Consider the following 24,176-nt stretch of genomic DNA (forward strand, 5'->3'; position numbering starts at 1 on the left):
GCACCCGCCGTTTTGGCGGGATGGGTCTCGGCTTGTTCCTCGCGTACAACATCGTCCGTGCGCACGGCGGTTCGATCACCGCCACGAGCGAGATCGGTCGCGGGAGCGTGTTTACCGTGCGCATCCCGCTCGTTAGTGAGTGACTCCACGCACGTGACGTTTGAGCGCGTTTTCCGCGTCGATTGTCAGTGCTGCCGGTCCGCCAAACAGCGTGAGGCCCGACGGGTCGCGCGCTTGGAGCCACACCGCGGCGGCTTGATCGGTTCGATCCCCCAAGATCAGTGGCTCGCGCCTACCCGCTAGAAACGGACCGGCCACGAGCGCGTCGACGAAGTTGACGCCCGACGCGATCCCAAGGCCGGTCCCGCCGAGAATCCCCTCCACCTTTGCCCACCCGGCGACTTCGCGCGCGGTCTCGTACCGGTCGCGTCCGGCGACCCGGGTCGGTGCTGGAAGCATGGCGGCGACATGCCGTGAGATCGCGAGTTCGCCGCCGATAACCATGGTGCGCTCGGTGCCGATTCCAACGAGTGCGTCCCGTGTCGTCTGCGGAAGCGCGTCGGGACGCGTGAGCAGGATTGGAGTGCCGTTCGCGGCAGCGGCAGGTGAGGCGGCCAGTGCGTCTGGCCACGCGACTCCAGACGCGACAAAGACGCGTCGGCCCGGTAGGCCGGTTGCGGCCGCAACGCGCGCGGCTATGAGTGCCGCGGTCTCGTAGCGATCCTTCCCGGCCACACGCTCTATTTGAGCTGAAGGGAGCAGCGAGCGTATCGCGGCCTCCACCGCAGGAGAGAGGGCGGCACTTCCACCGGCGATCACGACGCGTCGCGGTGAGAATCGCAGAAGCGCGTCGCGGGTCTCGACTGAAAGCCGATCGGGCCTCGTGATCAGCAGCGGTCCGCCGAGAGCGTACGCGAGCGGCCCGCCGGCGAGCGCGTCAGGCCAGGTGACGCCGCTGGCGAGCACCACACTTTCGACCGGGCCTGAGAATCCTGCTGTCGAGACGAGAGCGGCGGTCGCGTAGCGATTGCGGCCACCGAGACGTTCACTTGCAAGCGGAGCGCTACCGGAGGCGGTCTCGACGGAGATCGTCGTTGTCTCGGAGGGCCAACGGTTGGAAGCGTACGCACGGACCCATAGGTTGTTCGGGCCGTCGCGCGTGACGAAAAGTCTGGCCGAGCGTTGGGTGGTTGTGTACGTTGGACCGGGGACACTGCCGTACCGGTAGAAAACACCGGCAGCGCCTGTAGGCGCACTCCAGGAGAGTTCGTACTCAAATCCGCCGATCAGGGTGGCCCTGGCTTCGAGCGCGGGCATGGTGCTGATGCGCGAGCGCACCTCGTGTAGGGCCGCGAACGCGTCGATGCGTCCATGTCCCGTCTCAACGTCGAATCCAGGGAGGCTCCCCACTGAGCCATCTGCCGTTTTCACAAGGATGTCTGCGACCTCATCGGCGGAAAGACCTGGCATGAACGACCAGATAAGGGCCGCGGTCCCTGAAACGAGGGGTGTAGCGTGTGAAGTGCCGCTGCGCTGAGATATCTGGTCGTCCGCTCCGGCGGTCCAAAGACTGACACCCGGTGCGGCAAGGTCGAGCTCAGGACCGAAGCTCGAACTGGACCACCGCTTGCCAGCGTTGCCGCCCGTGTGCTCGATTGCGCCCACCGCAAGCGCACCCGGCGACGCCGCTGGATAGAAGACCCCGCGTGTTCCCGTGTTGCCCGCAGCAGCGACCACGATCGATCCTCGCGCGAGACACGCAGCGACTGCGGCGTCGAGAAGATCACGCTGCGCGGCGGTGAAATCGCTATTCGCGGGCGAGATTCCAAGCGAGAGGTTGATGACTCGCGCACCTCGCGAGGAGGCATCGAGCATCGCTTCGATCGTCCACGCCACGCTTCCCATACCCGTTGCTCCGAGCGTCTTATACACGAGGATGCGGTTGGTTGAGGCGTCGAGGACTCCCGCGATTCCAAAGGCGTTGTCACTCTGCGCGCGGATGATCGACGCTACGCGCGTCCCGTGACCAAGATCGTCGAGGGGCAGGTTGTCGGCGTTCACGTAGTCCCAGACCATGACGTACTCGCCGGTCTCTTCTCGCAAGCTTGGCGTGACGCCCGAGTCGATGACGGCAACCGTGACTCCGTCACGTTCTTGCGCAAGGGAGTGGACCCCCGTGCCAAATGCCGCTTCCCACACCGGCTCGATGTTGATGGCGTGCGGGTGGATCGATGTGGGGCCGAGGTACGTCCGCTGGCCAGTATTGGAGAGCAGTGCGGCTGGATAGTAGGGATCGTTAGGAGGGCTGAGCGCTGAGAGTTCGAAGTCGGGGGCGGCTGCGACGACATCTCGGCGAGCGGCTATCCGGGCTGCGAAGCGGCCGGGGTCGATGCCGTCAGGTGTCGTGACGAGCAGCATGCCTTGGCCGCGGAGTGTGACATCTTCGCTCGCAGCGCCGAGTGAGGCGATATCCTCAAACGCCCCGCGTGAGATGTGACCGTCGGAAAACAGAACGACGACGCGGCCGGCATCCCCGCCGGACGGTCCGCTTCCGTGTGCCGGTTGCTCGAGCCCACTCGTTGCATCCGGCGTGACGATCGGTCGCGCGCCCTCGGCAGGAAGCGCTGGAGCCGCCATCGCGGCGCACAGCAGCGCAATCGCGGCCCGCCTTCGTACATCCTTCACGCTGTTCCTTTCGACTCGAACTAGCCCTCTTCTCATCGCCCCAGATGACTGGTATCGTCTGAGGCGACCTTTTAACCCGGTCCCGTGAGGCCGGCAAGGGAATCATACCGATACACGTCACGAGCGACCTTCGTGCCGAATGTGGGTGTGCCTGCTTGCCGCCTCGGTGAGCAGGCTTATTTGTGCCTGGGACCTGACACGCATACGGCGCGCGGAGACTCCGCGCACGAAGGGAGGCGCATCGAACATGGCGTACCGCACGAAAGCGGTTGTCATGGACGGACCCGCAATCGACCGGGCGCTCACGCGCATCGCCCACGAGATCCTCGAAGCGAACAGTGGCAGCGGCGCCCTCGCGCTCGTCGGCATCGTGACTCGCGGGACCGTGGTGGCCACTCGGCTCGCCGAGCGGATCGAGCGGATCGAGGGCTCTCCCGTTCCCGTGGGAACCCTCGACATCTCGTTTTACCGGGATGACGTTGCTATGCGGCTCTCTCCTGAAGTGCATCGCACTGACATCCCCTTCGATGTCGAGGAGAGGACGATCGTGCTCGTCGACGATGTCCTCTACACCGGCAGGACTATTCGCGCCGCGATGGACGCGATCATGGATTACGGTCGTCCGCGCTCGATCCAGCTTGCCGTTCTCGTTGATCGCGGGCATCGCGAGCTGCCCATCAGGGCCGACTATGTGGGCAAAAACGTGCCCACCGCCCGAAAGGAACGGGTCACGGTCATGCTCTCGGATGTTGATGGAGCTAACTCAGTCGACATCCAGGAGGAGGTGGACAGCGAGTGACAGCGCTCTCGACCCGCCACATCATGACGATGGATGACCTGACCACAGACGACATCATGCTCATCTTGGACACGGCTGATTCGTTTGCCGAGGTAAACGAGCGCCGCATCAAGAAGTTGCCCACGCTGCGTGGGCGCACAGTGGTCAACCTCTTCCTCGAGCCTTCGACCCGAACCCGCACGAGTTTCGAAATTGCGGCAAAGCGCCTGTCGGCCGACGCGATCAACATGAGCGGCTCGGCGTCCGCGACCGTCAAGGGCGAAAGCCTTCGCGATACCGCTGCGACACTGTCGGCTATGGCGTGCGATCTGATAGTGGTACGCCACGCCTACGCGGGCGCCCCGCAAATTCTTGCTGAGTGCATGGACACGCACGTCGTCAATGGCGGCGATGGAATGCACCAGCATCCCACGCAGGCGTTGCTCGACCTGTACACCATCCGCAGACGTGCTGGTCGCCTCGAAGGCCTCACCGTGGGCATTGTGGGCGACATCAGCCACTCGCGGGTTGCGGGCTCCCTTGTGCCCGCCCTGCGCAAGGTCGGGGCGCACCCGGTCGTCATCGCTCCGCCCACACTTCTGCCCGCGCGGCCGGATGTGCTCGGCGCGGAAGCGGCGACCTCCCTTGATGACGTGCTGCCCGGCCTCGATGTCGCCTACATGCTCCGAATCCAGATGGAGCGCGCTGAAGGAATGCCGTTCCCGAGCTTGCGTGAGTACGCGCGGTTTTACGGCATGAACGCCGAGCGTCTTGCCGCGGCCCGGCCTGAGATGTTTGTCATGCACCCTGGACCGATGAACCGTGGTGTTGAGGTTTCCTCAGAGGTTGCGGATTCGCCGCGCTCCGTCGTGCTCGACCAGGTCAACGCGGGCGTCGCTGTCCGCATGGCCGTCATGTACCTGCTGTTGGGGGGCGAGGACCATGGCGCTGCTGCTTAAGCACGGACGCATCGTCGATCCGCAAACCGGGATCGATATGGTTGCCGACATGGTCATCCGGGACGGGCGGATCGTCGAGATCGGCCCCGATCTCACCATCTCCAAAGGTTCGACGATAGAGTGCGCCGAGAAGGTCATCGTACCCGGACTCGTCGATGTTCACGTGCACCTTCGGGAACCTGGCCGCGAGTACGCCGAGACGATCGCGAGCGGGACGAAGGCCGCCGCTCGCGGGGGCTTTACCGGTGTGTGCTCGATGCCCAACACGACTCCCGTGACGGATACCGGCTCGAAGGTGCGCTTCATCGTCGAGCGGGCAGCCGATCAGGGCGTTGTGCGCGTCCATCCACTGGGGGCGCTCACCAAGGGGTCAGCCGGCGAGTCGCTCGCGGAGATCGGAGACATGATCGCCGAGGGCGCCGTGGGATTTACCGACGACGGTCACCCCGTCGCGACCGCGGGGATGATGCGCACGTGCATGGAGTACGCACGTGGTTTCGACGCTGTGGTCGCGAGCCACTGCGAGGATCGCACGCTTGCCGGGAGGGGTGTTGTCAACGAGGGTGCTGTCTCGACTCGGCTCGGAGTTCCGGGACATCCCGCCGTGGCCGAGGAGGTGCAGGTCGCTCGCGATATCCGGCTCGCCGAGCTTACTGGATGCCGACTCCACCTGCAGCATCTCTCGACCGCGCGTTCGGTCGAGCTCGTTCGCGAAGCCAAGGGACGGGGCGTATCTGTTACGTGTGAGGTGACGCCACACCATCTGTTTCTCGACGAGAATGCCCTCACGACGCAGTACGACACGAACCTCAAGATGAACCCGCCGCTAAGGACCGCGTACGACCGAGAGGCGCTCCTCGGCGCGGTGCTCGATGGGACAGTCGATTGCATCGCGACCGATCACGCGCCGCACGGGGCGCACGAGAAGGCCCTTGAGTTCGAGCTCGCGCCGTTTGGAACGACTGGCCTGGAAACAGCGCTGCCGTTGGTTCTGACGCACCTGCTCCACCCCGGCGTGCTCGATTGGTCTGGGGTGATCCGGCTCATGGCGACAGGTCCGCGTGCGGTGTTCGGCCTTCCCGCGGTGCGTTTCGAGCCAGGTGCGGTCGCCGACATCACCGTGATCGATCCTGAGGCGCGCATCGAGGTCACCCGCGAGTGGTTCGTCTCGAAATCGGCGAACTCGGCCTTCTTGGGGGGTACACTCCTCGGAAAGGCAACCGATGTGCTTGTCGGGGGAGAGTTCGCGCTCAGGAGTGGAAAGGTGGTCGGCTGAGTGGCCGGAGCTACGCCAGCACTTCTCGCGCTCGAAGACGGGACTGTCTTTGCGGGTGTTGCGTGTGGTGCGCTTGGAGAGGCCGCCGGGGAGATCGTGTTTAACACATCGATCACTGGCTACCAGGAGGTTCTCACAGACCCATCGTACGCTGGACAGATTATCACCATGACCATGCCGCACATCGGAAACTACGGGGTTAATGGCGCGGACATGGAGTCGAGGGACGTATTCGCGAGCGGGCTTGTCGTGCGCGAGATGAGTGAGGCGGTCTCGAACTGGCGGGCCGAGGAATCGCTTCGAGACTTCCTCGTGCGCCACGGCGTGGTAGCGATTGAAGACGTGGACACGAGAAGGCTTACTCGCCACATTCGTGAGGCGGGTGCGATGCGCGCGGTGATCTCAACTACCGATCTTGACGAGCGTTCGCTTGTTGCCAAGGCTAAGGCGTCGCCTGGGCTTGTCGGCCGGGACTTGGTGGCGCAGGTGGCGGTGGGAGAACCGTACGTGTGGGGTGCCGAGGGCCCAGACGGCGTCTTGCCCGTTGACACGGGGGTGTTGCCCGCAACCCCGCGCTACCGCATCGTGGCGCTCGACTCAGGTATCAAGTACAACATCATGCGCCGGCTCGCTGAGGCCGGGTGTGAGATCATCGTCGTTCCGCCCACACTCTCTGCGCGAGACATCTTTGCCTACGAGCCTGACGGAGTGTTTCTCGCTAACGGCCCCGGGGATCCAGCCGCGGTCGACTACCTCTACGGCACGCTCCGCGAGATCCTCGGTGTTGTCCCAGTTTTCGGGATATGCCTCGGACACCAGATGCTCTCTCTCGCGGTCGGTTGCACAACATACAAGCTCAAGTACGGGCACCGAGGGGGCAACCAGCCCGTGGCGAACCTGCTGTCCGGACGTGTGGAGATTACGAGTCAGAACCACGGGTTCTGCGTTGATTTCGGTTCGATAGGACCGCTTGTCGCCGAGGAGAGCGCTGGACTGCCGTACGAAGCGAACGATCTCGGGGCGTGGGTGAGCGCGGGAGTCGCTCCGGTTGTGCGTTCTGAGGACTTTGGACGCGTCCAGCTCACGCACGTCAACCTGAACGACATGACGGTAGAGGGCGTGCGATTGCTCGATATCCCGGCGTTCTCGGTCCAGTATCATCCTGAGGCAGCACCGGGACCGCACGACTCCCGCTACCTTTTCGGGTCGTTCACCGCGCTGATCGATGGCCGTGACGACTACCTGACGGCGACCGGTTAAGGAGAGAACGGATGCTCAGGAACGTACTCCTCTCCGCCGACCTCACCCCCGAGTTTGCCTACGTTGCGGAGTTCGTGTGCGGCACGGAAGGGCTCGGGGTCAGACGGGTGGTGCTCGGCCACGTGATCGACGCCACCGGGATGGAAGGTCCGGTCATCGCCGCCGAGATTGATCGTGCGCGCGACGCGGTCCATGAAGCTGCGTCGGTCATCGAGTGCGCCGGCCTCGAGATAGAGACGCGCATATCGGCTGGTGACGAGGCGGCCGCGGAAGGCCTGCTCGCTCTCGCGACCGGTAGCGGGGTCGACGCGCTCGTCTGCGGGACGCATGGGAAAGGGCCCGTGGAGCGCTTCATCGCAGGTTCGGTCTCCGAGGAGGTGCTCGCCAACGCGGACCTGCCGGTTTTCATGGTGCGCTACGGACTTCTTCAAAGCGTGCCTGATCGATCGAGGTGCGCCGCCGATTTTGGGCACAGACTTGTGCTCACGACCGATTTTTCCGAGTCGAGCACCCGGGCGTTCATGGAGGTGCTCGAGCTCCCTCCAAGTTGTGTAGGCACGCTCTTCCTGCTGCACGCGGTCGATCCTTCGCTTGATGCTGCCAAGGCGCGCAGGGCCGAGGAGGGCGCGGAGTTTCAACTGAGCAACTGGGCGGCGATGGCCGAGCGCAAGGGGATGCTTGCGCAGCCCGTTGTACGCATCGAAGATCCCACCGCTGCCGCCCTGCGCGAGGTCGACGAGCGGCGCGCGACTGGTGTGGTCGCGGGAACGCGTGGCAGGGGGGCGCTCACGGAGGCCCTTCTCGGCAGTGTGTCGCTTACGCTCGTCCGTCAGGCCGCATGTCCCGTACTGATCGTCCCGTAAGATCCGGTAGCAAGGAGCGACGTGCCCCGTCGAGACGATATCGCGAAGATTCTCGTCATAGGCGCCGGGCCGATCATCATCGGCCAAGCGTGCGAGTTCGACTACTCTGGTTCGCAAGCGTGCAAGGTGCTGCGCGAAGACGGATTCGAGGTCGTGCTCGTCAACAGCAATCCCGCGACGATCATGACCGATCCAGGTTTGGCGCATCGCACCTATGTCGAACCGGTCACGCCAGAGTTTGTAGCGAAGGTCATCGAGAAAGAGCGCCCCGATGCGCTGCTGCCCACGCTTGGCGGACAGACCGGGCTCAACTGCGCGGTTTCCCTCGCCACATCGGGGATTCTCGATGAGTGGGGAGTGGAGCTCATCGGCGCGAAGCTCGACGCCATCAAGAAGGGGGAAGACCGCAAGCTTTTCGCCGAGGCGATGGGACGTATCGGCCTCGACGTGCCAAAAAGCGGCTACGTGTATTCGCTTAGGGACGCGGAGAAGCACGCGGCGGATCTCGGCTACCCGCTCGTGGTGCGGCCGAGCTACACGCTCGGCGGCGCCGGCGGCGGTATCGCGTACAACATCGAGGAGCTGCGCGATATCGTCTCTCACGGGCTTGCGCTCTCGCCAATCGCCGAGGTCCTCGTTGAGGAGAGCGTTCTTGGCTGGAAAGAGTACGAGATGGAGGTCATGCGGGACCGCAACGACAACGCGGTCATCGTGTGCTCGATAGAGAACTTCGATCCGATGGGCGTTCACACGGGGGACTCGATCACCGTCGCACCTGCGCAGACGCTCACCGACCGTGAGTATCAGATTATGCGCGACGCCTCCCTCGCGATCATGCGGGAAGTCGGCGTGGAGACGGGTGGTTCGAACGTGCAGTTCGCGATCGATCCAGCCAACGGACGGATGGTCGTGATCGAGATGAACCCGCGCGTGTCACGCTCGAGCGCGCTTGCCTCCAAGGCGACTGGCTTTCCTATAGCGAAGTTCGCCGCGAAGCTCGCGGTGGGCTACACGCTCGATGAGATCTCCAACGACATCACAGAAAAGACGCCCGCATGTTTCGAGCCCTCCATCGATTACACCGTCGTCAAGGTGCCGCGCTGGGCATTCGAGAAGTTCCCGGGCACCGACACGACGCTCACCACTCGGATGAAGTCTGTCGGGGAGGTGATGGCTATCGGGCGGACGTTTTCCGAGGCGTTTGGCAAGGCGATGCGTTCGCTCGAGAACGGTCGAGGCGGTCTCGGGGCGGATGGCCGCGACTCATTTTCCGAACTAAGGTTCGACGCGATGCTCTCTACTCCCACCGAGCAGCGTCCGTACTATCTCGCCGAGGCGTTCAGACGCGGTTACGCTCTCGAAGACGTGCATGCGCTTTCCCGAGTCGATCCGTGGTTTCTCGCGCAGATCGCACGGATGGTAGCTGTCGAGCGCGAGGTTCAGGCGGTTGCTCTCGCTGACATTGACGTTGCCCTCATGCGTCGCGCGAAGCGGCACGGACTTTCTGATGTCCAGATCGCGTACCTGACAGGTTCACGTGAGGTCGAGGTCAGAGAAAGAAGGCTCAACCTCGGGGTGAGACCGACATTCAAGGCGGTCGACACGTGTGCGGCGGAGTTCGAGGCGACCACGCCGTACTACTACAAGACCTACGAGGAAGAAGACGAGGTTATAGAATCGAACCGCCCAAAGGCGATGATCCTCGGCGCGGGACCCAACAGGATCGGGCAGGGAATCGAGTTCGACTACTGTTGCGTGCACGCCGCATACGCGCTTTCCGAAGCCGGGTACGAGACGATCATGGTGAACTGCAACCCGGAGACGGTCTCGACTGACTACGACACTTCGGACCGCCTCTACTTCGAGCCGCTCACGTTTGAGGACGTGATGGACATCTGTGACGTCGAGAAGCCCTCAGGGGTTGTTGTCACGTTCGGGGGTCAGACGCCACTCAAGCTCGCTCACGCCCTCGAAGACGCCGGTGTTCCCATCATGGGCACGAAGCCCGAAGCGATCGATCTCGCCGAGGACCGCCAGCGTTTCTCGGAAATCCTCGATCGTCTCGGCTTCGCGTATCCCGCGGCGGGAACCGCTTACACGCACGATGAGGCGGTCCAGGTTGCCCGGCGCATCGGGTTTCCGCTCCTCGTACGTCCAAGCTACGTCCTCGGGGGGCGGGGGATGGTGATCGCGTACAGCGAGGAGTACCTGGAGCGCTACATGAGTGATGCGAAGGGAGTGTCGCCGTCGCATCCCGTGCTGCTCGACCGCTTCCTCGAAGGCGCGATCGAGGTGGATGTCGACGCGGTGTGCGACGGTGAGTCCGTCTACATCGGTGGAGTCATGGAGCACATCGAAGAGGCGGGGATTCACTCGGGTGACTCGGCGTGTTGTATCCCGCCCTTCTCGCTTGGCGAAGCGACCGTGGAGACGATCGTGGCCCAAACGCGGACTCTCGCTCTTGAACTCGGCGTCTGTGGCCTTGTGAACATTCAGTTCGCCGTCAAGGACCAACGTGTCTACGTGCTTGAGGTCAATCCGCGCGCGAGCCGCACCGTTCCGTTTGTGAGCAAGGCGACCGGCGTCCCGCTGGCGAAAGTGGCCGCTCGCGTGATGGCCGGAGAGCGCCTTGCGGATATGGACCTTCCTGCCGAGGGGCGCGAGCTTGGCCGCTACTGCGTCAAAGAAGCGGTCATGCCCTTTGGCCGCTTCCCGGGCGCCGACTCGGTGTTGGGGCCGGAGATGAAGTCGACAGGTGAGGTCATGGGGGTCGCCGCTGATTTCCCCGCCGCCTACGCGAAGTCGCAGCTCGCCATCGATTACTCACTGCCAGCTGGCGGGACGGTCTTCATCAGCGTGTGTGAGCGTGACAAGCGAGCGATTGTGCCCGTGGCTCGACACCTGCATTCGCTTGGTTTCGCTGTGCTTTCGACTCGGGGCACGGCGCGTGCGCTTAAGGCGGCGGGCATCCCGGTCACTGAGGTGTTGAAGGTGCATGAGGGCAGACCCAACATCGTTGATGCCATGAAAAACGGCGAGGTCCAACTCGTGATCAACACGCCGTTTGGGCAGGAGACGAGGTCTGACGGGTACCACATCCGCGCGGCCGCCATCCGTCACGGCATCACCAACATCACCACCGTGCCCGCGGCTCACGCCGTCGTCAACGCAATCGAGGCGGTGGTCAGCGGCGATGGCAGACTCGATGTCGTTGCGTTGCAGGACTTCGATCGATGTGAGGATGATCGCTCGTGAGCATGTGCGGTTGCTCAGCACAGGGGGCGTCACCGTCGTTAGAGAACGTGCGCGTCGTCTCGAACGATCGCATCGCCGAGGGGGTGGGCTTACTCATTTTCGAGGCACCTCGTACAGCCCACCATGTCGCGCCGGGTCAGTTTGTGCACGTGAGGATCGCACGTGGCACCGATTTCATCTTGCGCCGCCCCTTCTCGGTCTATCGTGCACACGGCGACCATCTTGAGATTCTCTATCAGGTTGTCGGGCGTGGCACTCGCGAGATGGCTCACGCCCTTCCGGGTACCCAGATGGACCTTATCGGACCTCTTGGATGCGGATGGCGCATCTCCGAGACGATCGCGCACGCGCTTCTCGTCTCGGGCGGCCTCGGGGCTGCGCCACTCGGCATGCTTGCCGAGGAGTTGGCGCGGCGCGGCGTCGCGGTCACCGTGGCGATGGGTGCGCCGTGTGGCGAGAGGCTCGTGGGGCGCGATTTGTTCGAGCGGGTGGCTCGCCGGGTTGAGATCGCGACGGACGATGGTTCGTGCGGCGCCCCCGGTCTTGTCACGGGCGTGTGCCGCGATCTCATTTGCGCTGGCGGATTTGACGCCATCTACACGTGTGGGCCCGAGCCGATGCAGCGCATCGTCGCATCCCTTGCGGCTGAGGCGGGAGTTTCGTGTCAGGTCTCACTCGAGCGGCTCATGGCGTGCGGGATCGGTGCGTGTCTGTCGTGCGTCGTCGATACACGCTGCGGACTTAGTCGCGTGTGTGTCGACGGGCCGGTGTTCTACGCGACCGACGTTGTGTGGGAAACCGCGAACAGCGACGAAGGACCGAGCGGAGCGCACGGTCGCGGCGGGAATGGCGGGGAGAGATGAGCGGACGCGTCGATATGTCAGTGACGTTGGCTGGCATCACGTTGAAGGCGCCGGTGGTAACCGCTTCGGGCACATTCGCGAGCGGTCGCGAGTACTCGGATTTCGTCGATCTTGACCGGCTCGGCGCCATTGTGACCAAGGGTGTCTCATCTGAAGCGTGGCCGGGAAACCCGGGGCCGCGTATCGCGGAGACGGCGAATGGAATGCTCAACTCGATAGGTCTGCAGAATCCCGGCGTCGATTCTTTTTGCGTGAACGACCTCGTCTGGCTAGCTGACAACGTTTCGCAGCTACCCGTCATAGTCAATGTGGCGGGCCACTCGGTTGACGAGTACGTTTCTGTCATTGAGCGCCTCGAGTGGGAGCCGCACGTCACGGGATACGAGATCAACATCTCATGCCCCAACGTCGACGAGGGCGGCATGGCATTTGGCACATCGTGCGTCTCGGCGGCGGAGGTTACGCGAGCGTGCCGGAATGCGACCAAGCGTCCGCTCATCGTGAAGCTCTCACCCAACGTGACCGATATCGCCCAGATCGCGCGTAGTGTGGAGGCCGAGGGCGCCGATGCGCTCTCGCTCATCAACACGCTGCTTGGGATGGCGATCGATGTCGAGACGTTTCGTCCGAGGCTTGCGCGTGGAACCGGAGGGCTCTCGGGTCCCGCGATCAAGCCCGTCGCGGTGCGCATGGTGTGGCAGACCGCCCGTGCGGTGAAGATACCTCTCATCGGCATGGGTGGCATCATGACGGCGGCTGACGCCATTGAGTTCCTGCTCGCCGGGGCAACCGCGGTTGGGGTGGGTACAGCAAACTTCGTTGACCCTACGGCGACCATCCGCATTATCGACGGGATCGCCGAGTTCTGCCGCGCACGCGGTATCACTCGTGTGAGTGAGCTGACAGGTGCTCTGCGCGCATGACAGGAGATGTTGGGAAACACGGTGCGGCACAGGGAAAGGCGGGTTGGCTCAGTGCGTGACGCGATCATCGTCGCACTCGACACAGACGCCCACACGGCGCTCACGCTTGCGCGTACTTTGCGTGGGCACGTCCAGTGGCTCAAAGTGGGGATGACCCTGTACTACGCGGAAGGCCCGGATATCATCGTCCGCCTCCAGGCGATGGGGTTCCGGATATTTCTCGACCTCAAGTTGCACGACATCCCGCACCAGGTTGAAGGCGCCGCACGTCAGATAGCCCGTTTGGGTGTGGCCATGTTCACGGTTCACGCTTCGGGTGGACAGATGATGCTTGAGGCGGCGGTTCGAGGGGCGTGCGAGGGGAGTGGTGAGTGCGGTATCGATACGCCAGACGTGCTCGCGGTCACGGTGCTCACCAGCATGGATGCTGCGACGTTAGCGTCCACGGGGGTCATGTGCTCTCCCCGCGAACAGGTCGTCCGTCTTCTGTCGATCGCGCGCGATGCGGGTGTGCAGGGGGTGGTGTGCTCGCCGCACGAGGCGGCCTCAGCCCGGGCCGCGATCGGTCCGGAAGGGCTCGTGGTGACGCCGGGTGTCCGATTGCCGGGAGGCGACCCGGGAGATCAGAAGCGGGTGGCCACTCCGGTCGAGGCGCTTCGAGCGGGCGCGTCACACATCGTGATCGGGCGACCCGTCACGGGCGCCCCCAATCCGGTCACAGTCGTGCATGAGATGATCTCCAGCACCGAGAGCTAAACGAGGAGGGTACTACCTGATGCGAGGATTCGCTACAGACGCCAACGCCATGAGTGAACTCGATGTACGTGCGGCCTTGGAAGAAGCCGGCGCCATCCTGCGGGGTCATTTCCAGCTAACGAGCGGCCGCCACTCCGATACCTACGTGCAGTGCGCGCGCATTCTTGAAGATCCCGCGCTCACCACACGGCTCGCGGCGACTGCCGCAGCGCGTGTCGCTGATCGTGAGATCGATCTCGTCGCTTCGCCCGCGGTGGGAGGCATCGTAATCGGATTCGCTGTCGCGCAAGCCCTCGGGGTCAAGTTTATCTTCAGCGAACGCGTCGAAGGCAAGATGCAGTTCCGGCGGTCGTTCGATGTACCTGCTGGAACCCGGGTACTTATCGTAGAAGACGTGGTCACGACGGGTGGATCCGTTGCCGAGGTGGCCGCTTGCGTCCGGGCTTGCGGAGGCGTTGTCGCTGGCGTTGTGTCGATCATTGACAGGGGTGGCGAGAAGGCGTTTAGCGATGAACTCATCCCTCTGTTGAGACTTGAGGTCGAGTCTTGGGAGCCTGATGAGTGTAGCTACTGCGCCTGCGGATCCCCGATCGATGCGCCCGGCAGCCGCGGGTTGACGTAGGCACTTGGCATCTTCGCAGGTCAGGCGTAACATCTTCAGAGTGTCGTGGTTGTAAGCGGTACCAGGATGTGCGTACAATCGTCCGGTGTCGTACAAGCTCCGCCAAAGTTGACGAGGAGGAACGATGGCACTTCCCAATCTGTCGCCCGAGGATCGCCAGGCGGCCCTGAAGAAAGCTGCCGAGGCCCGGCAGAAGCGAGCCGAGCTCCGCGCGAAGATCAAGGCAGGCTCGTTGTCTTTCGCCGACGTGATGGCCAAGTCGGACGATCCGATCGTCGCCCGCATGAAGGTATCGACGCTTCTCGAGAGCCTTCCCGGCTACGGCAAGGCCAAGGCCTCAAAAATCATGGGCGACCTGGAGATTTCTGAGAGCCGTCGTATCCAGGGTCTCGGAGCCCGTCAGCGCGAGGCGCTCATGGAGAAGCTCGGCTAGGTGCCGGTCGATCATCTGACCGATGTTCAAGAAGAGGCCTGCCGGCATGAACGCCCAGGCGCTCTGTTCATAGTGTCCGGTCCCTCTGGGGCCGGTAAGGGAACCCTAGTTCGGGCGTTGCTCGACAGGGTTCCCGGCGTCTGGCTTTCGGTGTCAGCCACTACGCGCGGTCCTCGGCCGGGAGAGGTTGATGGCGTCCACTACGTGTTCCTTGCGGCCGAGGAGTTCGATCACCTTGTCGAGTGTGACGGTTTACTTGAGTGGGCCGAGATCCACGGTAACTGTTACGGCACGCCCCGGGAACCCGTCGAGGCGCATGTCGCTGACGGCAAGCTGGTCATGCTCGAGATCGACCCGCAAGGCGCGGCGCAGGTGAAACGCGCGTGGCCGGAGTCGGTGCTCGTCTTTATCGAAGCGCCGAGTATCGATGTGTTGCGCGACCGGCTTATCAAGCGCGGGAGCGAGTCACCTGAGCAGATCGAGCGGCGGCTGCGCACCGCGAAAGACGAGCTTGCGATTGCGGGCGCCTACGACTATGTGATAATTAATGACGATGTCGAGCAGGCAACAGACGAGCTCGTCGCGATCGTCACCACTTGTGCTCGCCGAGCGCATCCGGACAGAAGGACTGAATCTCTCCCATGGTAATTAATCCTGAGATCGACGTGTTGCTCTCCAAGGTCGACTCGAAGTACACCTTGTGCATCCTGGCCGCGAGGCGGGCCCGCCAGATCAATGACATGCTCCACGGAGTGCGTGATCAGGCGCTCCTCACGATGGCACCTTCACAGATAGTCCAGCTGACAAGCACCAAGCCGCTGTCTCTCGCGCTCGATGAAATCGCGGCTGGCGATGTCGGATACGAGCGGGTACAGGACAGCTACAAGTAGAGGGTGCGCCATGTTCGAGCGCGCCGCCCTCATCGGCTACCACGAGATCGGTCTCAAAGGCCGCAACAGGGCTGTGTTTGAACGCCAGCTTCGCGACAATCTTGATGCTGCACTCGCACACTACGATGTCACAGGCGCCGAGCGGTTCTCCAGCCGTCTCCTTGTGCGCGTGCGTGACCGCTCGCAGCTCGACGACGTCTGTGCGAGGGCCGCAGACACGCCGGGTGTGGCGTACGCGGCGGCTGCGTACATCACCTCCCGTGAAGCTCGAGACATGGACGCTGCCGCGTTGCTGGCCGTCCGGGAGTCGCCGGAAGCGCAAACGTTCGCGGTCGAAGCGCGCCGCTCCAACACTGATCACCCCGTTCGTTCGATGGACATCAACCGCCGCGCGGGTCAGTACATCGTCGACGCGACCGGTCTGCGGGTAGACCTGTCTCGTCCCGATGTCCGAGTCCATATCGAGGTCGTTCAAGGTGCGGCGTACGTGTTCAGCGACAAGCGCCGAGGAGTTGGTGGCTTGCCCGTAGGCACCGCCGGGATCGTGATATCGCTCATCTCGGCGGGGATCGACTCTCCAGTGGCCACGTGGCGAGTGATCAAGAGGGGCGCCGTGGCGGTGGGCGTCCATTTCTCGGGGCGGCCGCAGACCAACGACGCTTCAGAGCGTCTCGTCCGGAAGATCGGCGATAGGCTGTCGCGCTACGGAGGCATCGCACGGATCTACGTGGTGCCCTTTGGCGAGTTGCAGCGCGAGATCTCACTAGCGGCACCGCCAGACCTGCGCATACTGCTCTATCGCCGCCTCATGATACGCATCGCCGAGAAGTTCGCCGCAGTGGAGGGTGCAAAGGCGCTCGTGACCGGCGAGAGCCTCGGGCAGGTCGCGTCTCAGACGCTCGACAACATCGCGGTGGTTGACGACGCGGCGGCGCTGCCGGTCCTGCGCCCGCTCATCGGTACCGACAAGCTCGAGATCGTGACCGAGGCGCGCTCTATCGGCACGTACGAGCTTTCCATCGTCGAGCACACCGATTGCTGCACGCTCTTCATGCCGCGCACCCCGTCGACTCACGCAAGCGTTGCGGAGGTCCGCGCCGCAGAGAAGGCGCTCGACATCGACCGGATGGTCACCCAGGCGGTCTCATTGGCAGAGTTCTACGAGTATCCGTGCGTGGCATACCGCGCTCCAAAGCGGCTGCCGGAGGGTGTGACCCCAGCCGGACGAGCGTCTCGGTCGCGGGTTCAAGTAGAGAGTGAGGGTTCATGATCGAGACGATCGCAGGTGAGCTGGGAACTTCGCAGAGTGTCGTATGGCTACTGATTGGTGCGGTGTTTCTCCAAGTCGCGGTCCAAGTCACCGCCCTTATCGATCTGGCGCGCCGGCCGCGGGTCCGTTTCGACATGAAATGGGTGTGGGCGCTCATTATCATGGTGTTGGGCAACTCGTTCATCGGTCCGATCCTCTATGTGGCCTTTGGCCGGAGTGTGCCTGCGCAGGTGGACACCGCCGCTCCTTCGACCGGCTCGGCTGACGCATCACAACGCACCCGCCGCGCGGTCGACACTCTGTACGGCCCCGGTGAGGAGAAGTGAACGCCGCTGTCGAGATTACCGGTCTTACCAAGGTCTATGGAGTCGTTCGCGCGCTCGATGGAGTCGATCTGACGGTCCCGGAAGGATCGATCTTCGGGTTTCTCGGCCCAAATGGGGCGGGCAAGACCACCACGCTTCGCATTCTCATGGGGATGGCCCGGCCCACGTCGGGCGGCGCGAGGATTCTCGGCCACGATGTTGTTCACGCGAGTCACGAAGTGCGCTCACTCACCGGGTTCTTGCCTGACGTGCCTGGTTACTACCCGTGGATGACCGCCGAGGAGTTCGTGCGATTCGCGGGGAGGCTTGCGGGGGTCAAGGGCGCTACGCTCGACGCGCGCGTCTCCTCGCTGCTCGAAATGGCCGGGCTCGCTGGAGTGACACGGCGCATCGATGGCTTTTCGCGCGGGATGAAGCAGCGTCTCGGTGTCGCACAAGCGCTCATCAACGCGCCGCGGCTTCTCGTGCTCGATGAGCCCACGAGCGCTCTGGACCCTATGGGCCGCAAGGATCTTCTCGACATGATCTCGGCGCTCAAGGGCAAAACCACCGTCTTTTTCTCGACACACATCTTGACCGACGCAGAGCGCGTGTGTGACACCGTTGCCATTCTCGATCGGGGACGCGTTGTCCGGCAGGCTGCCATGGCCGAACTCAAACGGGAGGGCCATGCACGCAGGCTGGTCATTGAGGTTGCGGAGGGCGCTGAGGAGCTTACACGGGCTTTCGCCGAGCAACACTGGGCGGCGGAGTGCGTTCGTGACCGACAGGTCATCCGGTGCGTTGCAGCTGACCTTGACGCCGCGCGCCGGGCGATTCCCCAAATCGTCGCTGAAAGAAACCTCGCGCTCGTCCGGATGTCTGAGGAAGAGCCCACACTCGAAGAGGTCTTCGTCGAGCTGGTCGGAGGGCGGTCGTGATGCGGGGGTTTGGCGTGTTCCTCGGCAAGGAACTGACTGAGACGGTACGCACCTGGCGCCTGTACGTAATTCCCGGCATCTTGCTTGCGATTGGGCTGATGAGCCCCATACTTGCCGAAGTCACTCCGTCGCTCGTGGGTTCCATGCTTGATTCGGCGGGTAGCGGGATCGTGATCGAGATACCGCCAGCGACGACCGTGGATGCGTACCTGCAGTTCAGTAAGAACGCGATGCAGATCGCGCTCATCGCCGTGATCATCGCTACCGCCGGCGCCGTGGCAGGCGAGCGCAGGAGTGGCACCGCCCAGCTCGTGCTCGCCAAACCGTTGTCGCGGACCGCGATGATCGTCGCCAAGGCCGTTTCGAACTGGTTGCTTCTTTTGGCAAGCGTCGCGGTGGCGGCGGCGGTGTGTGTCGGAGTCACCTTGATCATCTTCGATGACGCGCACATAGTCCGGTTTGTTGCGTGGGCGGCGCTGTGGTGGGTGCTAGCCGCGTTCATCGTGGCAGTGGTCGTTTGCTTTTCTATCATCGTGAGATCACAGGCAGGTGCTGCGGGTCTTGGGATCGGCGTGTACTTCGCCATGTCGGTCGGATCGCTGTGGGAGTGGGCGCGCGATCATACGCCAATCGGGCTGTTCAGCGCCGGTGATCGGATACTGACCGGAGCAGCGGACGTTTCGTGGGCATGGCCGGTGGTTTCGGCCGTGCTAGGGGCAGCAGCTCTTGTGGCAATCGGCGCGGCGGTGTTCTCCCGGCAGGAGGTATAGCGGTAATGCGCATCTGGCCTCGTATCGGCATCAGCACCCTCGGTATGCGAACGCCAAGCCGTCAAGTTCGATGTGGTCGCTCTCGACCGCGCTGACGGCCTCAAACACCTCAGCGATGCGCGCGTTGGTCGCGCGCGTTGCGAATTCGCGGTACAGCCGAGACGCGCGACGCTCGCGCTCGACGGATTCTGCGATGTTGGCGCACCAGTCATCGGGGACATCCAGCGGGATCGAGAGATCGTCAGGTTTTGAGAGGTTGGCAAGCTCGCAGAACAGCTCGCAGTGCTCGGCCTCGATCTTCGCGAGACGCTTGTACGCCGATGCCAGGACGTGATCGTCGGTGTGCGTGGCCATGCCGAGGTAGAATCGCGTGTTGTCGCGCTCGAGCTCGATAGCCGATTCAAGGTCGTTGCGCTCGATCTCGGTTGGCTGCACCTGGTTGATCTGGGCTGGGTACTCCGGTGCGGGGACGATATGTTCGCGGTGCGCCCCGCAAAACGGGCAGTGTGATGGGGTCTCGCTGCCCAGGTAGGTCTCACCGCAGATTCCGCATCGCAACATCTTCATCTTGCATGCTCCTCTCGGAAGAGCCGACCAGCCCAATGGGTGCCGACTCCACATGAATTCCATGCGTAACGCGGCGGACGTATGAGACTATACCCGCTGGCGTTTGCGGGTCTCGGCGCGCGTCCGCAAGAACCCTCCCGTTCCCCTGGCGTGTGAGCGAAAGGAAGTGCTGCGTGGAAGCGATCGGCCGGATGACTCGAGTAGTCACGGACCGGTGGTTCGTGAAAGGCGTGTTCCTCGCCTTTTTTGTGTGGTCGTGCTGGCGGTTGTGGCAGTTCGCCGAGTGGGCGAGGGGACACGGACCTTACACACCACGGCCCGAGTCGGTCGCTGGAATTCTTCCCGTCGGTCACTTCACGAGCTTTTTCGCCTGGCTCAAGGGGGGAGGGTGGGACACGATCCTGCCGGCCGGCCTTGTCATCATCATCGCCGCGATCACGGTGTCGGTTTTGTTCAAGCGCGGGTTTTGCGGATGGATTTGTCCGGTCGGGACGATCTGGGAGGGTGCGTCGGCGCTTGGCAGACGCCTGATGGGCGGGCGAAACGTCCGGGTGCCTCGCTGGCTGGACATGACAGGGCTTGGCTTTCGCTATCTCATCGCCGCACTGTTCTTTGGATGGCTGGCGATCGTCTCTGTCGAAGAGGCGCTATGGTTCCGGGAGCTGCCCTACATGTGGGTGGCGGACATCAAGATACTCCAGGGATTCTTCGATCCGGTGTTCATCGCTGTGGCACTCTTCACATTCGCGTTCTCGATGATGTTTGGGCCCGTCTGGTGCAGGTGGCTGTGTCCGCTCGGCGGACTCTACGGAGCACTCGGTCTTGCCTCGGCGTGTTCGGTTGTGCGCGACGCGAAGACGTGCATCAACTGCTCGAAGTGCGCAGAGGTGTGTCACGCGTTCGTCGACGTCGAGCGTGCAAGTGACGTGCGCGCTGTTGAGTGCGATGGGTGCATGGATTGCGTAAGGTCGTGCCCGGTCGAAGGGTGCCTGACTCCACGAGTGTTTCGCACGGTGAGAATCCCGGCGTGGGTGTGGCCGACCATGGTGGTAGGGGTGTGGCTCATCATCTGGGGTGTTGCCGAGGCGACCGGAAACTGGGACACCACCGTTCCACGCGAGGTGTTCCAGCAGGTCATACGATCGGGCCTGCTCGAGGAGACGACCCCAGGGTTCTTCTAGGCGGTTCGCGCTTCGGGAAGACACAGTTTGTCTCTGTACCAATTGTGGTACACTCTTTACATGAGTGAGCCTGGCGACCAGAAGCCGTCGGCGTCGCGCGGGTGCTGTTCACGGTGGATGGCGGCACAATGGTTCTTCTCCATGGGTTCGTGAAGAAGTCCCAGAAGACGCCTGCTGCGGACCTGAAGACGGCCAAGCAGCGTATGGCTGACCTGCAGAAAGGGTGAGTTCCATGGCCAACAAGCATATCGGTGGGGACTTCGACGACTTCCTGCGCGACGAGGGTATTATTGGCGAAGCTGAGATCGTTGCAGCGAAGCGTGTCATCGCCTTCCAGATCGCGCAGGAGATGGAGAGCGCCCACATCTCGCAGACAGAGCTTGCGCGTCGGATGAAGACGAGCCGCTCGGCCGTCGAGCGACTGCTCGACCCGACGAACCCGTCGGTCACGCTCGCGACGCTTGAGCGGGCAGCAGCTGCCGTGGGGAAGCGACTCAAGATCCAGCTGACCAGCTAGGGTCTCTGCGGTGCCTAAGACGCGCTTCACTTGACGCGCAGGAGGTTGGCGTATCCTGTAAGGGCGAGCCGCGCGAGTTAAGCGCTACATCGTTAGGCAGGACGGTCGCCGCCGGAACACTTCGGCTACACTCGTCGAAGTCGTTGTCGTTCGAGGGGGGATTCGGATGGCGGTATACCAGGACAAGGCGCGCGACCGCATCGCTCGGGGATTGCGGAAGTACAAGAGTGTCGCCCAGAAGGCCCGCGCCAACGGCGCGAAGGAGAGCGACACCCGGATGATCCTTCATCGATCATCAGCGATGCCCTTGGTTGGGATGCGTTCGACAATCTCACTGGTGAGTATCGCATCAAGGGAAGCTTCGCGGACTTCGTTATCCGAAGGGACGGAAAGCACTTCGTCATCATCGAAGTCAAAGCTATCGCGTCGAAACTCAACGACAACCATCTCTACCAGGCGGTTTCCTATGCAGCCAGCGAGGGTGTCGAGTGGGTCATTCTCACGAACGGTGCAGAGTGGCGTCTGTATCGCGTGCTGTTCAGCAAGCCAGTCGCCCATGAACTGGTGTTCGAAGTCAGCATCATCGACGACACGATGAAGCCGAAGGAGAAGACCGATCTGCTGTACTTGTTGACGCCTGAGGCGCAACGCAAGGATGAGCTCGAGGTCTTCTTCCAGCGACAGCGTGCACTGTCCGCCACGAACATCGCGAAGCTGACGCTGTCCGAGTCGGTTCTCACTAAGCTCAGGGCCGAGATCAAGACCGATTCCGGTAACCGTGTTGCACTTGATGAGCTCGCCGAGATCTTGGTGCGGTGCGTGATTCGTGAGGATGCGCAGGGTGACCACGTGGACAAGCAACTCAAGCGAGTCCAGCGGGCAGCGCGCGCCCCACGCAAGACACCGGCAGCGTCCGCTGAAGCGGAAACGCGTTAACCATAGTGCGGGTACCGTAGTCGTCTTGCTGGCAAACGAACAGGTGTTCGTGTATTCTCGATAGGTGGAGCATGCGGCTATCGCGTCGCGTGCCCAGGAGCCTAATAGTATCCTGACGTATCCGTTCGTCGCGAGGGAGTTGGCATCTTGAGCCTGAGTTCGGTCGAGATCTGTTCGGGAGCTGGCGGTCAGGCCCTAGGGCTAGAACTCGCCGGATTCGACCATTCGGCGCTCGTTGAGATCGAGCCTGCGGCCTGCCAGACCCTGCGGCTCAATCGCCCGGACTGGAATGTCATTGAAGGCGATCTACACGCGTTCGATGCTACGCCGTACAAAGGAATCGATCTTCTCGCCGGAGGCGTGCCGTGCCCTCCGTTTTCCAAGGCCGGAAAGCAACTGGGCGCGGATGACGAACGGGACCTATTCCCTCAGGCCATTCGTCTAGTCGATGAATGTCGCCCTCGGGCCGTCATGCTTGAGAATGTACGTGGACTTCTTGACGCTGTGTTTGAGGACTACCGCAACAAGGTCGAACTCCAATTGAAGAGCCTCGGCTATGTGTCGGGATGGCGACTGCTGAACGCATCGGATTTCGGCGTTTCCCAACTGCGGCCACGGGTTGTCTTCGTGGGCATTCGGAAAGACGTTGCGGACCATTTCGAGTGGCCGGTTCCGCAGTCAATCGAGCCACCGACCGTCGGCGAATTGCTCTACGACTTGATGGCGGAGAACGGCTGGCGTGGTGTTGACCAGTGGCGTGAGCGCGCCAACTCCATCGCGCCTACCCTAGTTGGTGGCTCGAAGAAGCATGGCGGTCCGGACCTCGGCCCCACCCGCGCTCGTCGAGCGTGGGAGTCGCTCGGCGTCGACGGCCGTGGGCTTTGGGACGCGGCGCCGGGTCCCGACTTCGTCGGAATGCCCCGCCTCACAACACAGATGACCGCTCGTATCCAGGGATTCCCTCACGATTGGCAGTTCTCGGGTCGCAAGACCGCAGCGTATCGCCAGATAGGAAACGCTTTCCCGCCCCCGGTCGCTCGGGCCGTGGCGAGTCAAATCGGCCTTGCGCTCAACGCTAGTCGTAGCGTCAGGGTTGCCTGATGTACGGGCGTGTCGAGTTCGCAGAGGCCCGCAAGGCGTTCCACCATGCACTGCTGGAGAGTTGCCTGACCATTGACTCCCAGGGCAGGCCCAGCAACTGTGACGGATCCAATCAGACAAGCATTAGGATTGCAAAGGGAATCGCCGACCTTCTGAAAGCTGAGACGGTGGGTGAACGCTCCGCTGGCCAGACTTCGGGTAACCAGTTCGAGGCCATATGCGCGGATTTCGTGGACAGCACATTCCGGCAGCTCGGCCATCTCAGGCCTGGCAATTGGCAGGTCCAGCACGTCAAAGGGCGCAATCGGCTCGAGATCGCACGCTACGAACAGTATTCGCACTTGGTCGCGCTGGATCGCGCCGCCAAGAACGACCCGGAGCTTGCCGCCGCGCTCGGCAGTGATTACACGATTACCCCTGACGTTGTCGTAGTACGAAATGTGGAGAGCGACGCCGCAATCAACAGCCCAATCGTGCTTGTGGATGATAGCGTTGCGACCCTCGCGAGTCTCAGGGAGCGTGAAGGCGGGCTCCCGCTCCTCCATGCCAGCATCTCCTGCAAGTGGACGATTCGCAGCGATCGCGCGCAGAACGCAAGGTCGGAGGCGCTGAACTTGGTTCGCAATCGCAAGGGCCCGCTACCTCACATTATGGTTGTTACCGCAGAGCCCACACCCAGCAGGCTCGCGTCAATTGCCCTAGGGACCGGCGATGTCGACTGTGTCTACCATTTCGCGCTCTACGAGTTGCAGGAGACGGTGGCAGCGCTCGGCATGCATGACGCCGCGGATGCACTCGCCGTCATGGTCGAGGGCGACCGCCTGAAGGACATTTCGGATCTCCCGCTCGATCTCGCCGTTTAGGGCCGGTGCTCATCCGCCATCGCCCGGATCCGTCGGCTTTCACTCGGAAACCTCGGCGACGTCAAGCCTGGGGCGCGAGAGTCTCTACAAGGCGCTCTCGACTGACGGCAATCCTGAGGCGAGCGCATGGCTGTGGGCTTACTTGAGTTCCTCCTCAGGCCA

26 protein-coding genes are annotated in these 24,176 nt (G+C 62.9%); 24 read left to right on the top strand and 2 right to left on the bottom strand.

Translation table 11 applies throughout. The annotated features are described in order from the left end of the window. Positions 1–143 (top strand): two-component sensor histidine kinase (locus tag KGZ40_05430; GenBank protein MBS3956950.1); only part of this gene is annotated, 143 nt, incomplete at its 5' end. On the opposite strand, the gene KGZ40_05435 is transcribed toward KGZ40_05430, so the two are convergent. After that, entirely contained in the window at positions 133–2,685 is a 2,553-nt protein-coding gene (locus tag KGZ40_05435) for a cell wall-binding repeat-containing protein (GenBank protein MBS3956951.1), read from the bottom strand. The two genes, KGZ40_05430 and KGZ40_05435, sit on opposite strands and share 11 nt — an antisense overlap. A gap of 247 nt (positions 2,686–2,932) precedes the next feature. On the opposite strand from KGZ40_05435, the gene pyrR reads away from it, so the two are divergent. The 17 genes from pyrR (at position 2,933) to KGZ40_05520 (ending at position 18,849) form a co-directional block, all read left to right on the top strand. Further along, positions 2,933–3,484 (top strand): bifunctional pyr operon transcriptional regulator/uracil phosphoribosyltransferase PyrR, encoded by a 552-nt coding sequence (pyrR, locus tag KGZ40_05440; protein MBS3956952.1) that lies wholly within the window; start codon positions 2,933–2,935, stop codon positions 3,482–3,484. A 23-nt stretch (positions 3,485–3,507) separates the two neighbouring features. Next, positions 3,508–4,422 (top strand): aspartate carbamoyltransferase catalytic subunit, encoded by a 915-nt coding sequence (locus KGZ40_05445; GenBank protein MBS3956953.1) that lies wholly within the window; start codon positions 3,508–3,510, stop codon positions 4,420–4,422. After that, positions 4,406–5,698 carry a dihydroorotase gene (locus tag KGZ40_05450; GenBank protein MBS3956954.1) on the top strand — a complete coding sequence of 431 codons (1,293 nt, stop codon included), beginning with the start codon at positions 4,406–4,408 and terminating at the stop codon, positions 5,696–5,698. Before KGZ40_05445 ends, KGZ40_05450 begins: the two co-directional genes overlap by 17 nt. Then, positions 5,699–6,958, top strand: coding sequence for a glutamine-hydrolyzing carbamoyl-phosphate synthase small subunit (gene carA, locus KGZ40_05455; protein ID MBS3956955.1), 1,260 nt, complete (start codon positions 5,699–5,701; stop codon positions 6,956–6,958). It begins immediately after the preceding gene. Positions 6,959–6,969: 11 nt separating this feature from the next. Further along, on the top strand, positions 6,970–7,821 hold the full coding sequence (locus KGZ40_05460) for a universal stress protein (GenBank protein ID MBS3956956.1): 852 nt from the start codon (positions 6,970–6,972) through the stop codon (positions 7,819–7,821). Positions 7,822–7,842: 21 nt separating this feature from the next. Then, on the top strand, positions 7,843–11,076 hold the full coding sequence (gene carB / locus KGZ40_05465) for a carbamoyl-phosphate synthase large subunit (GenBank protein ID MBS3956957.1): 3,234 nt from the start codon (positions 7,843–7,845) through the stop codon (positions 11,074–11,076). Next, the gene (locus KGZ40_05470) at positions 11,073–11,939 is read left to right on the top strand and encodes a dihydroorotate dehydrogenase electron transfer subunit (protein ID MBS3956958.1); all 867 of its coding nucleotides are present in this window, start codon (positions 11,073–11,075) and stop codon (positions 11,937–11,939) included. The genes carB and KGZ40_05470 overlap by 4 nt, the downstream gene beginning before the upstream one ends. Continuing rightward, positions 11,936–12,862 carry a dihydroorotate dehydrogenase gene (locus tag KGZ40_05475; protein MBS3956959.1) on the top strand — a complete coding sequence of 309 codons (927 nt, stop codon included), beginning with the start codon at positions 11,936–11,938 and terminating at the stop codon, positions 12,860–12,862. Before KGZ40_05470 ends, KGZ40_05475 begins: the two co-directional genes overlap by 4 nt. A gap of 51 nt (positions 12,863–12,913) precedes the next feature. Continuing rightward, positions 12,914–13,618, top strand: coding sequence for an orotidine-5'-phosphate decarboxylase (gene pyrF, locus KGZ40_05480; GenBank protein ID MBS3956960.1), 705 nt, complete (start codon positions 12,914–12,916; stop codon positions 13,616–13,618). A gap of 49 nt (positions 13,619–13,667) precedes the next feature. Then, positions 13,668–14,240, top strand: coding sequence for an orotate phosphoribosyltransferase (gene pyrE, locus KGZ40_05485; protein MBS3956961.1), 573 nt, complete (start codon positions 13,668–13,670; stop codon positions 14,238–14,240). 124 nt (positions 14,241–14,364) lie between these two features. Continuing rightward, entirely contained in the window at positions 14,365–14,673 is a 309-nt protein-coding gene (locus KGZ40_05490) for an integration host factor (GenBank protein ID MBS3956962.1), read from the top strand. A 15-nt stretch (positions 14,674–14,688) separates the two neighbouring features. Continuing rightward, positions 14,689–15,321, top strand: coding sequence for a guanylate kinase (gene gmk, locus KGZ40_05495; protein ID MBS3956963.1), 633 nt, complete (start codon positions 14,689–14,691; stop codon positions 15,319–15,321). Further along, positions 15,315–15,563, top strand: a complete 249-nt coding sequence (gene rpoZ / locus KGZ40_05500) for a DNA-directed RNA polymerase subunit omega (GenBank protein MBS3956964.1) — start codon at positions 15,315–15,317, stop codon at positions 15,561–15,563. The genes gmk and rpoZ overlap by 7 nt, the downstream gene beginning before the upstream one ends. Positions 15,564–15,573: 10 nt before the next feature. After that, positions 15,574–16,833, top strand: a complete 1,260-nt coding sequence (gene thiI / locus KGZ40_05505; GenBank protein ID MBS3956965.1) for a tRNA 4-thiouridine(8) synthase ThiI — start codon at positions 15,574–15,576, stop codon at positions 16,831–16,833. Then, positions 16,830–17,159 carry a PLDc_N domain-containing protein gene (locus KGZ40_05510; GenBank protein ID MBS3956966.1) on the top strand — a complete coding sequence of 110 codons (330 nt, stop codon included), beginning with the start codon at positions 16,830–16,832 and terminating at the stop codon, positions 17,157–17,159. The genes thiI and KGZ40_05510 overlap by 4 nt, the downstream gene beginning before the upstream one ends. Further along, a complete protein-coding gene (locus KGZ40_05515; GenBank protein MBS3956967.1) occupies positions 17,156–18,079 on the top strand; it encodes an ABC transporter ATP-binding protein in 924 nt (307 codons plus the stop codon). The genes KGZ40_05510 and KGZ40_05515 overlap by 4 nt, the downstream gene beginning before the upstream one ends. Beyond that, entirely contained in the window at positions 18,079–18,849 is a 771-nt protein-coding gene (locus KGZ40_05520) for an ABC transporter permease subunit (GenBank protein MBS3956968.1), read from the top strand. Before KGZ40_05515 ends, KGZ40_05520 begins: the two co-directional genes overlap by 1 nt. A gap of 30 nt (positions 18,850–18,879) precedes the next feature. Here KGZ40_05520 and KGZ40_05525 read toward each other — a convergent pair whose 3' ends face one another. After that, positions 18,880–19,416 (bottom strand): hypothetical protein, encoded by a 537-nt coding sequence (locus KGZ40_05525; protein MBS3956969.1) that lies wholly within the window; start codon positions 19,414–19,416, stop codon positions 18,880–18,882. A 173-nt stretch (positions 19,417–19,589) separates the two neighbouring features. Here KGZ40_05525 and KGZ40_05530 point away from each other — a divergent pair, with 173 nt between their 5' ends. The 6 genes from KGZ40_05530 (at position 19,590) to KGZ40_05555 (ending at position 24,014) form a co-directional block, all read left to right on the top strand. Then, positions 19,590–20,597 carry a 4Fe-4S binding protein gene (locus KGZ40_05530; GenBank protein MBS3956970.1) on the top strand — a complete coding sequence of 336 codons (1,008 nt, stop codon included), beginning with the start codon at positions 19,590–19,592 and terminating at the stop codon, positions 20,595–20,597. Positions 20,598–20,710: 113 nt separating this feature from the next. Beyond that, positions 20,711–20,824, top strand: coding sequence for a type II toxin-antitoxin system RelE/ParE family toxin (locus KGZ40_05535; GenBank protein MBS3956971.1), 114 nt, complete (start codon positions 20,711–20,713; stop codon positions 20,822–20,824). Positions 20,825–20,829: 5 nt separating this feature from the next. Continuing rightward, positions 20,830–21,114 (top strand): XRE family transcriptional regulator, encoded by a 285-nt coding sequence (locus KGZ40_05540; protein MBS3956972.1) that lies wholly within the window; start codon positions 20,830–20,832, stop codon positions 21,112–21,114. Between the two features lie 174 nt (positions 21,115–21,288). Further along, on the top strand, positions 21,289–22,050 hold the full coding sequence (locus tag KGZ40_05545) for a type I restriction enzyme HsdR N-terminal domain-containing protein (GenBank protein MBS3956973.1): 762 nt from the start codon (positions 21,289–21,291) through the stop codon (positions 22,048–22,050). A 144-nt stretch (positions 22,051–22,194) separates the two neighbouring features. Next, positions 22,195–23,151, top strand: coding sequence for a DNA cytosine methyltransferase (locus tag KGZ40_05550; GenBank protein MBS3956974.1), 957 nt, complete (start codon positions 22,195–22,197; stop codon positions 23,149–23,151). Further along, positions 23,151–24,014, top strand: a complete 864-nt coding sequence (locus KGZ40_05555) for a type II restriction endonuclease (protein ID MBS3956975.1) — start codon at positions 23,151–23,153, stop codon at positions 24,012–24,014. The genes KGZ40_05550 and KGZ40_05555 overlap by 1 nt, the downstream gene beginning before the upstream one ends. The last annotated feature ends 162 nt before the right edge of the window (positions 24,015–24,176 follow it).

The organism is Clostridiales bacterium (genome assembly GCA_018333995.1).
GTDB lineage: Bacteria > Actinomycetota > Coriobacteriia > Anaerosomatales > SLCP01 > JAGXSG01.

Coding starts and splice junctions, on each gene's coding strand:
- pyrR (MBS3956952.1), top strand. CDS start 2,933: ATGGCGTACCGCACGAAAGCGGTTGTCATGGACGGACCCGCAATCGAC.
- KGZ40_05445 (MBS3956953.1), top strand. CDS start 3,508: ATGACGATGGATGACCTGACCACAGACGACATCATGCTCATCTTGGAC.
- KGZ40_05450 (MBS3956954.1), top strand. CDS start 4,406: ATGGCGCTGCTGCTTAAGCACGGACGCATCGTCGATCCGCAAACCGGG.
- KGZ40_05460 (MBS3956956.1), top strand. CDS start 6,970: ATGCTCAGGAACGTACTCCTCTCCGCCGACCTCACCCCCGAGTTTGCC.
- KGZ40_05475 (MBS3956959.1), top strand. CDS start 11,936: ATGAGCGGACGCGTCGATATGTCAGTGACGTTGGCTGGCATCACGTTG.
- pyrE (MBS3956961.1), top strand. CDS start 13,668: ATGAGTGAACTCGATGTACGTGCGGCCTTGGAAGAAGCCGGCGCCATC.
- KGZ40_05490 (MBS3956962.1), top strand. CDS start 14,365: ATGGCACTTCCCAATCTGTCGCCCGAGGATCGCCAGGCGGCCCTGAAG.
- rpoZ (MBS3956964.1), top strand. CDS start 15,315: ATGGTAATTAATCCTGAGATCGACGTGTTGCTCTCCAAGGTCGACTCG.
- thiI (MBS3956965.1), top strand. CDS start 15,574: ATGTTCGAGCGCGCCGCCCTCATCGGCTACCACGAGATCGGTCTCAAA.
- KGZ40_05510 (MBS3956966.1), top strand. CDS start 16,830: ATGATCGAGACGATCGCAGGTGAGCTGGGAACTTCGCAGAGTGTCGTA.
- KGZ40_05520 (MBS3956968.1), top strand. CDS start 18,079: ATGCGGGGGTTTGGCGTGTTCCTCGGCAAGGAACTGACTGAGACGGTA.
- KGZ40_05525 (MBS3956969.1), bottom strand. CDS start 19,416: ATGAAGATGTTGCGATGCGGAATCTGCGGTGAGACCTACCTGGGCAGC.
- KGZ40_05540 (MBS3956972.1), top strand. CDS start 20,830: ATGGCCAACAAGCATATCGGTGGGGACTTCGACGACTTCCTGCGCGAC.
- KGZ40_05555 (MBS3956975.1), top strand. CDS start 23,151: ATGTACGGGCGTGTCGAGTTCGCAGAGGCCCGCAAGGCGTTCCACCAT.